Raw genomic sequence first — 6,988 nt, forward strand, 5'->3', positions numbered from 1 at the left:
CGTGATGTTCTATGTGCTGATGGCCTTGCGCGCCGAGCTGCGCGATCGCGGCGCCTTTGCCGACATGGCCCAGCCGCGCCTGGACAGCCTGCTGCCGCTGGTGGCGCTGGGCACCGTGGCCGATGTGGTCAAGCTCGATGCGAACAACCGCCGCTTGGTGGCCCAGGGCCTGCGCCGCATCCGCGCCGGCCATATGCCCCCTGGCCTGGGCGCACTGTTCTCCGCTGCCAGCCGGCGCGCGGCCACGGCCAGCACCTTTGACTTTGGTTTTGCGCTGGGCCCGCGCATCAATGCCGCCGGGCGCCTGGCCGATATGACCATCGGCATCGAATGCCTGCTGACCGACGACACCTTGCTGGCCGACACCCTGGCGCGCCAGCTCGACGCCATCAACCGCGAGCGCCGCGATATCGAGACGGGCATGCGCGAGCACGCCATGCTGCTGGCCGAGGCCTTGTTTGAAGAAGGCACCGAGCCGCCACCGGCCGTCAGCGTGTTTGACCCGGACTTCCACGAAGGCGTGGTCGGCATCGTCGCCTCGCGCATCAAGGACAAGCTGCACCGCCCGACCTTTGTGTTTGCCGCCAGCAGCGCGCCGGGCCACGAGCATGAGCTCAAGGGCTCGGGCCGCTCCATCCCCGGCTTCCATCTGCGCGATGCGCTGGATCTGGTGGCCAAGCGCCACCCGGGTGTGCTGATCAAGTTCGGCGGCCATGCGATGGCGGCGGGCTGCACGATTGCGCTGGACGATTTCGAGGTGTTTGAACAGGCCCTCGCCCAGGTCGCACAGGAATGGCTCGATGAGCGCACGCTCACCCGCCAGCTGGAGACCGATGGCCCGCTGCCGGTGCAGTTCCGCCATGCCGAGACCGTGGACACGCTCAACAGCCAGGTCTGGGGCCAGGGCTTTGCGCCGCCTACCTTCAGCGAAGAGCTGGAGATCGTCAGCCAGCGCCTGGTCGGCGAAAAACATTTGTCGCTCAAGCTGCGCCACCATGGCGAGATGGTGGACGGCATCTGGTTTGGCCATACCGAGCCCTTGCCCACCAAGGTGCTGCTGGCCTACCGGCTGGACATCAACGAATGGCAGGGCCAGCGCAAGCTGCAGTTTCTGGTCGAAGGCGCCCAGCTGCCCGGTTGAGCAGCGCCTGCGGTTTGCGGGGCCGCAAGACTTTACTAAAAGTTAAGGAAATAGCGCGGCAACGGGACACCTTTGTCACCGTAATTTCCTAAAATACGCGCCGCAGGATGCGGTGCGAAAAACGCTTGTCGCACAGGCATCCCGACCAGGGACTGGCCCGCAGCGGCTGGCAGGCCGCATGGCCCGGCGATGGCCCGGACGCCAGCGCTTGCCAAGCCCTTGGTTTTGATTGTTAATTTAATATCAGTCATACGCTAGATCGTTTCTAGATGACTGCTAGGACCCAAGACATTCCATGAGCAATATTTCCGTGGCCGTGCTGGGCGCCGGCATGGTGGGCGTTGCCAGCGCATTGGCATTGCAGAAAAAGGGTTTCCGCGTAACCTTGCTGGACCGGCTGGCCCCTGGCGAAGAGACCTCCTACGGCAACGCCGGGGTGATCGCGCGCAGCTCGCTGATGCCCTTCAACAACCCCGGCCTCTGGGGCAATCTGCCGGTGCTGTTGAAAAACCAGAGCGCCGGCTTTCGCTACCAGGCCCGCTTTTTGCTGCAGAACCTGGGCTGGGCCGCGCGCTTTGTCGCCCAGGCCCGCAGCCAGGTGTTTGAGGAAACCACTACGGCGCTCGACAGCCTCATCCGCCTGTCGATGAACGAGCATGCCCAGCTGCTGCGCGCCAGTGGCGCCGCGCACCGCATGCGTGACAACGGCTGGATGTTTCTCTACCGCCAGTCCAGCGCCTTTGCCGGCGGCGCGCTGGCGCGCGAGCGCATGGCCCACTTTGGCGTGGCCACCGAGGTGCTCGAGCGCGACCATATCCGCCAGCTGGAGCCGGCCCTGAACCCGATCTTCGAGCGCGCGCTGTGGATCAAGGACAGTTGGTCGGTCGACAGCCCCGGCGATGTCGTCAAGGCCTATGCCGAGCTGTTCCGCAAGCAGGGCGGCCAGTATGCGCAGGCCCGCATCAAGACCGTCGAGCCGCTGGCCGGCAGCCGCTGGCGCATCCGCGCCGATGGCGCGCACGATGGCCTGGAGGCTGACCGCGTGGTGGTGGCGCTGGGCCCCTGGAGCCGCCAGTTCATGGCCACCTTGGGCGTGAAGGTGCCGATGGCCTATGAGCGCGGCTACCACATGCACTTTGCGCCACCCGCGTCCTGCAATATCTCGCGCCCGGTCTATGACACCGCTGGCGCCTATGTGCTGAGCCCAATGGAGCAAGGCCTGCGCCTGACCAGTGGCGTGGAGCTGACCGATATCGACGCCCCCGCCAACCCGGTCCAGCTGGGCCTGGCCGAGGCTGCGGCACGCGAGGCAATCGACATGGGCCAGGCGCTGGAGCCCGCGCCCTGGATGGGCAGCCGCCCCACCTTGCCCGACAGCCGTCCCATCATTGGTGCGATGCCGGGCCAGCGCAACCTCTGGCTGGCCTTTGGCCACCAGCACATTGGCTTTAGCACCGGGCCGGGCACGGGCGCCATTTTGGCGGCACTGATGCGCGGCGACGATGCACCGGTCGATGTGCGGCCGTTCCGCGCCGAGCGTTTCCTCAAGGGCTAATCAAAAGCTCAAGCGTTCATGCCGCTACGCCCGGGCTGCATGGCCGGGCGCTCTAGGCCTGGCCAGGCATCAGGCCGGCAGCGCCGCCCAGCGCTGGGCCAGCAGGCTCACCACATCGTGCACCGGCAGGCCCGTAGCACGTGCCACCGCATCGCGGTAGACAGGCATATTGGTGCATTCCAGCACAATCGATTCCAGCTGCGGATGGGCCTGGCACAGCGCAACAGCAGCGGCCACCACATCGCGCTCGGCCTGGGCGATGTCCATCTCCAATTCATTGCCGAGAATGCGCATGGCAAATTCCCCCTCCGGCGCCACGCCTTGCACGGGGGTGCCTTCGGGTACGCCAGCAGCAGCCAGAATGCGCGGCGTGAGGCTGGCCGCCGCAATGGTGACTACGCCAGGCCGGGGCAAGTGTGCGCACTGCAGCAGGCTGGAGCTGACCACCGGCACATCGACCTTGCTGGCCAGCAGCTCCTGGTAGGCGGCCAGAAAGCCGCAGCTGGTGGTGATCAGCGCCGCGCCCTGCGCCTGCATTGCGCGGGCCGCATCGACAAAGGGCTGCACAAAACGGGGGTCGGCCTCGCGCACGATCTTGGCGGGCGAGGCGCCTTGCACCTTGTGCATCTGCACGGGGATGCCCAGCGCTGCCCAGGTCTGCAGGTTGCCGATGTCCCCGGGCGGGCGCGGGAACTGGGTATCGAGCATCAGGATGCCGAGGAAGGGCACAGAGGCGGTGGTGGGCAACATGGGCAGGTTCAGTCGAGCAGGGGCAGCGCCGGCAGTGCGCCACGGCGGTCGATCTTGCGGCTCAGCACCACCGAGGTGTAGGTCTGGCGAATGCCTTCGATCAGGCCGATGCGGTCGAGCAAGGCATCGAGCTTTTCGTTGGAATCGCAGCGCAAAAAGATCATGTAGTCATGCTGGCCGGAGACGGCCGAGACCTCTTCGACCTCGGGGATGCTCTCGAGCACCTGCATGACGGCCTGGGCGGTCTTGGGCATCACGCTGATGCCGCAGTAGGCGCGCACGGCCGACTGCTCGAGCTTGGAGCCCAGGCGCACGCCGTAGCCGGCAATGACGCCCTCTTTTTCAAGCCGCGCAATGCGGGCCACCACGGTGGTGCGCGCCAGGTTGAGCTTGCGCGCCAGCTTGGCCGTGGACTCGCGGGCGTCAGCCTGCAACAGCGCCAGCAGCTTGCGGTCAATATCGTCGAGTCGAAAATCCATGGTTCTCCTCCCTGCTGGTTAGGCGGTGTGGCCGATGATGCGGCCCAGAAAGCTGCGCGTGGCCTCGTGCTGCGGGTTGTCGATCACCTGTGCGGGCGGGCCCTCTTCGACCACCACGCCATCGCGCATGAAGACGACCTTGTCGGCCACCTCGCGGGCAAAGGCGATCTCGTGGGTCACCAGGATCATGGTCATGCCGTCGCGCGCCAGCGACTGGATGACCTGCAGCACCTCGCCGACCAGCTCGGGGTCGAGCGCGGAGGTGGCCTCGTCAAACAGCATCACGCTGGGCTGCATGGCCAGCGCGCGGGCAATGGCCACGCGCTGCTTCTGGCCGCCCGAGAGCTGGTCGGGCATCATCTGCGCGCGCTCGGCCAGGCCCACCTTTTGCAGCAGGGCCGTGGCGCGGGCCTGGGCCTCCGCCTTGCTGATGCGCAGCACCGTGAGCGGGCCTTCCATGACGTTTTGCAGCACCGTCATGTGCGGGAACAGGTTGAAATGCTGGAACACCATGCCGGTGCGTGCGCGAAAACCCGCCAGCACCTTGTCCTTGGGCAACTGGGTCTGCTTGCCGCTGAAGGCCAGCGACTGCGCATCGACGCGGATGTCGCCGCCATCGGGCACGGTCAGCAGGTTGATGCAGCGCAGCAAGGTGGACTTGCCCGAGCCCGAGGGCCCGATCAGCGCCACCACCTGGCCCCGGTTCACGTCGAGGCAGATGTCCTTGAGAACATCGAGCTTGCCAAAGGACTTCTTGAGGCCACGAATACAAATGAGCGGTTGGTCTTGCATCTCAGGCCTCCTTGCCGGCCGATGTGCCGTGCTCCAGGCGCTTGGCCCACAAGGTCACAGGGAAAAGAATCACAAAATAGGTGATGGCGATGAAGGTGTAGACCTCCAGGGGGCGGTAGGTGTCATGCGCAATCACCTGGCCCTGGTAGAGCAGATCGGGCACGGCCAGCACCATCAGCAGCGAGGTGTTCTTGAGCTGCAGGATCGACTGGTTGACCAGCGGCGGAATCATCTTGCGGAAAGCCTGGGGCAGAATCACGCGGCGCATCACCTGGCCGCGCGTCATGCCAATGGCCTGGCCCGCTTCGGTCTGGCCGATATCGGTGGAGATGATGCCGCCCCGGATGATTTCGGAATAAAAGGCGCCGCCGTACAGCGACAGGCACAGCGCAGCGGCCACCGGCGCGCTCATCTCGATGCCGGTGAGCACGGGCAGCGCGTAGTAGAACCACACCAGCTGCACCAGCACCGGCGTGCAGCGGAAGACCTCGACAAAGGCGCGCAGCGGCGCCGTGATGATCTTGTTGCTGGACAGCCGGCCCAGGCCTGCAACCAGTCCGACCGCAAGGCCGCCCAGGATACAGATCACCGTGAACAGCAAGGTGTAGCCCACGCCGCCGACCAGCAGCATGCGGTACTTCCACAGGAAACTAAAGTCCCACTCGTACATAAATCAATCTACCTTTAACGCATACACCCCGGAGGCAGCACGCGGCTGCAACCGGGGTGTTTCACATGGGCACCGCGCCCATGTGGACCAACCATCAGAACTTGACTTCCTTGGGGAAGGAATCGGCCTTGACGCCGGCCAGCTTTTCCATGTTCTTGAGCACCACGGACTGGATCTCGCCCTTGGAGCGGGCTTCATCCAGCCAGGCGTTGACAGCGTTCTCGAAGTCCTTGTTCGGCTCCTTGCGCAGGCCCACATTGGTGTTGGCCGTCTCGACCGGGGTCGGCACATAGACCGTGCCCACATCGGGGCGCTTGGCCACCAGTGGCTGCGACAGCAGCACCACCAGCACCTGGCAGTCGGAGCGGCCGGTCTGCACCGACATCGTCGCCGCGCCCGAGCTCTCCAGACGCGAGATATTGGCCTTGGGCAGCGCGCGGGTGGCGAACTGGTCCTGGTTGGAGCCGATATCGACCACCACCTTGGCATCGGGGTTGTTCAGCTGCTCCCAGGTCTGCACCGGGGCATGGCCCTTTTTGCAGACGGCGGTGAAGGTGTTGTTGAGCAAGGGCTTGGAGAAGTTGACCACTTCCATGCGCTGGGGGGTCGGCGCCATCGCGAACATCAGGTCGATCTTGTTGGCCTGCAGGTCCAGCACGGCATTGCCCCAGGTGGTCTCGACGAACTTGACGTTCACGCCGAGCTTCTTGGCTAGGCTCTCACCAAAGTCGGGGCCAAAGCCTTCCCATTTCTGGGTCACCAGGTCCTTGCTGAAATAGGGGATTGCACCCGCAACGGTGCCCACGCGCAGTTCCTTGGTGCGCTTGACGCGGTCCATCGTCGACTCCGCACCTTGCGCCAGGGCCGCGCCAGCCACTGATACACCTGCGACTACCAAGGCCGCTGCACCCATCCACTTTTTGACAGAAAACATCTACGTATCCTCTAGACGCAGCGAAAACGGGCTGCGCGACCGTGAAAAACCGACAGTGTATTCCTGTTAAAAACCCTAGTAAAAAACACAAAACGTCGAGATGCATTGTTATTTTCGTCAAATCGGCGAAACAACGACAATTTAAGGGTTAATACTGACATTTCAGAGACAGCCGAGCCCGAAAAACCCGGGATAGCCCCGACGCTGCGCCGGGTCTGACACGCTGGAAGCAGCACGCGGCCTACAATGAAAGAACATATTGATGCGCTGCCACCCGTATACGCCGCAAGCACCTTGGTCCCTCTAGCCAATTTCATGCCAGACATGCTGAACGCCGATCTGCACTGCCACTCCACGTTTTCCGACGGCACCCTGAGCCCGGAAGCGCTGGCGCAGCGTGCGCGCGAGAGGGGTGTGCAGCTGTGGGCGCTGACCGACCATGACGAGGTCAGCGGCCTGGACCGGGCGAGCGCGGCTGCCGCCCAGCAGCAGCTGGCGTTTTTGAGCGGCGTGGAGATCTCGGTCAGCTTTGGCGAAACCACGGTACACATCGTGGGCCTGGGCTTTGACTGGCAGCACCCCGGCCTACGCGCCGGCCTGGCCCGCACACGCGGCGGCCGCGAGCAGCGCGCCCGCGATATGGCGGGCGGCCCGGGGGAAAAAGGGA

The 6,988-nt window shown here is 64.8% G+C and carries 9 protein-coding genes; 3 read left to right on the forward strand and 6 right to left on the reverse strand.

Annotated elements, in window-relative coordinates; genetic code table 11:
• The coding region (locus tag H928_RS26980) for a DHH family phosphoesterase (protein ID WP_043339483.1) at positions 1–1,141 on the forward strand (1,141 nt) is incomplete at its 5' end.
• 35 nt (positions 1,142–1,176) lie between these two features.
• On the opposite strand, the gene H928_RS31505 is transcribed toward H928_RS26980, so the two are convergent.
• On the reverse strand, positions 1,177–1,392 hold the full coding sequence (locus H928_RS31505; RefSeq protein WP_148293113.1) for a hypothetical protein: 216 nt from the start codon (positions 1,390–1,392) through the stop codon (positions 1,177–1,179).
• Between the two features lie 44 nt (positions 1,393–1,436).
• Between H928_RS31505 and H928_RS0109695 the strand changes: the two genes are divergently transcribed.
• Positions 1,437–2,696, forward strand: a complete 1,260-nt coding sequence (locus H928_RS0109695; protein WP_021026314.1) for an FAD-binding oxidoreductase — start codon at positions 1,437–1,439, stop codon at positions 2,694–2,696.
• A 69-nt stretch (positions 2,697–2,765) separates the two neighbouring features.
• Here H928_RS0109695 and H928_RS0109700 read toward each other — a convergent pair whose 3' ends face one another.
• From H928_RS0109700 to H928_RS0109720, 5 genes are all read right to left on the reverse strand, one after another.
• A complete protein-coding gene (locus H928_RS0109700; RefSeq protein ID WP_021026315.1) occupies positions 2,766–3,446 on the reverse strand; it encodes an aspartate/glutamate racemase family protein in 681 nt (226 codons plus the stop codon).
• An 8-nt stretch (positions 3,447–3,454) separates the two neighbouring features.
• Positions 3,455–3,925 carry an Lrp/AsnC family transcriptional regulator gene (locus H928_RS0109705; protein ID WP_021026316.1) on the reverse strand — a complete coding sequence of 157 codons (471 nt, stop codon included), beginning with the start codon at positions 3,923–3,925 and terminating at the stop codon, positions 3,455–3,457.
• Positions 3,926–3,943: 18 nt separating this feature from the next.
• The gene (locus H928_RS0109710) at positions 3,944–4,717 is read right to left on the reverse strand and encodes an amino acid ABC transporter ATP-binding protein (RefSeq protein ID WP_021026317.1); all 774 of its coding nucleotides are present in this window, start codon (positions 4,715–4,717) and stop codon (positions 3,944–3,946) included.
• Between the two features lies 1 nt (position 4,718).
• Positions 4,719–5,387 (reverse strand): amino acid ABC transporter permease, encoded by a 669-nt coding sequence (locus tag H928_RS0109715; protein ID WP_021026318.1) that lies wholly within the window; start codon positions 5,385–5,387, stop codon positions 4,719–4,721.
• Positions 5,388–5,481: 94 nt separating this feature from the next.
• Positions 5,482–6,321, reverse strand: a complete 840-nt coding sequence (locus H928_RS0109720) for a transporter substrate-binding domain-containing protein (RefSeq protein ID WP_021026319.1) — start codon at positions 6,319–6,321, stop codon at positions 5,482–5,484.
• A 315-nt stretch (positions 6,322–6,636) separates the two neighbouring features.
• On the opposite strand from H928_RS0109720, the gene H928_RS33180 reads away from it, so the two are divergent.
• Positions 6,637–6,988 (forward strand): PHP domain-containing protein (locus H928_RS33180; RefSeq protein ID WP_043339499.1); only part of this gene is annotated, 352 nt, incomplete at its 3' end.

This window comes from Comamonas sp. B-9 (genome assembly GCF_000410635.1).
GTDB lineage: Bacteria > Pseudomonadota > Gammaproteobacteria > Burkholderiales > Burkholderiaceae_C > Comamonas.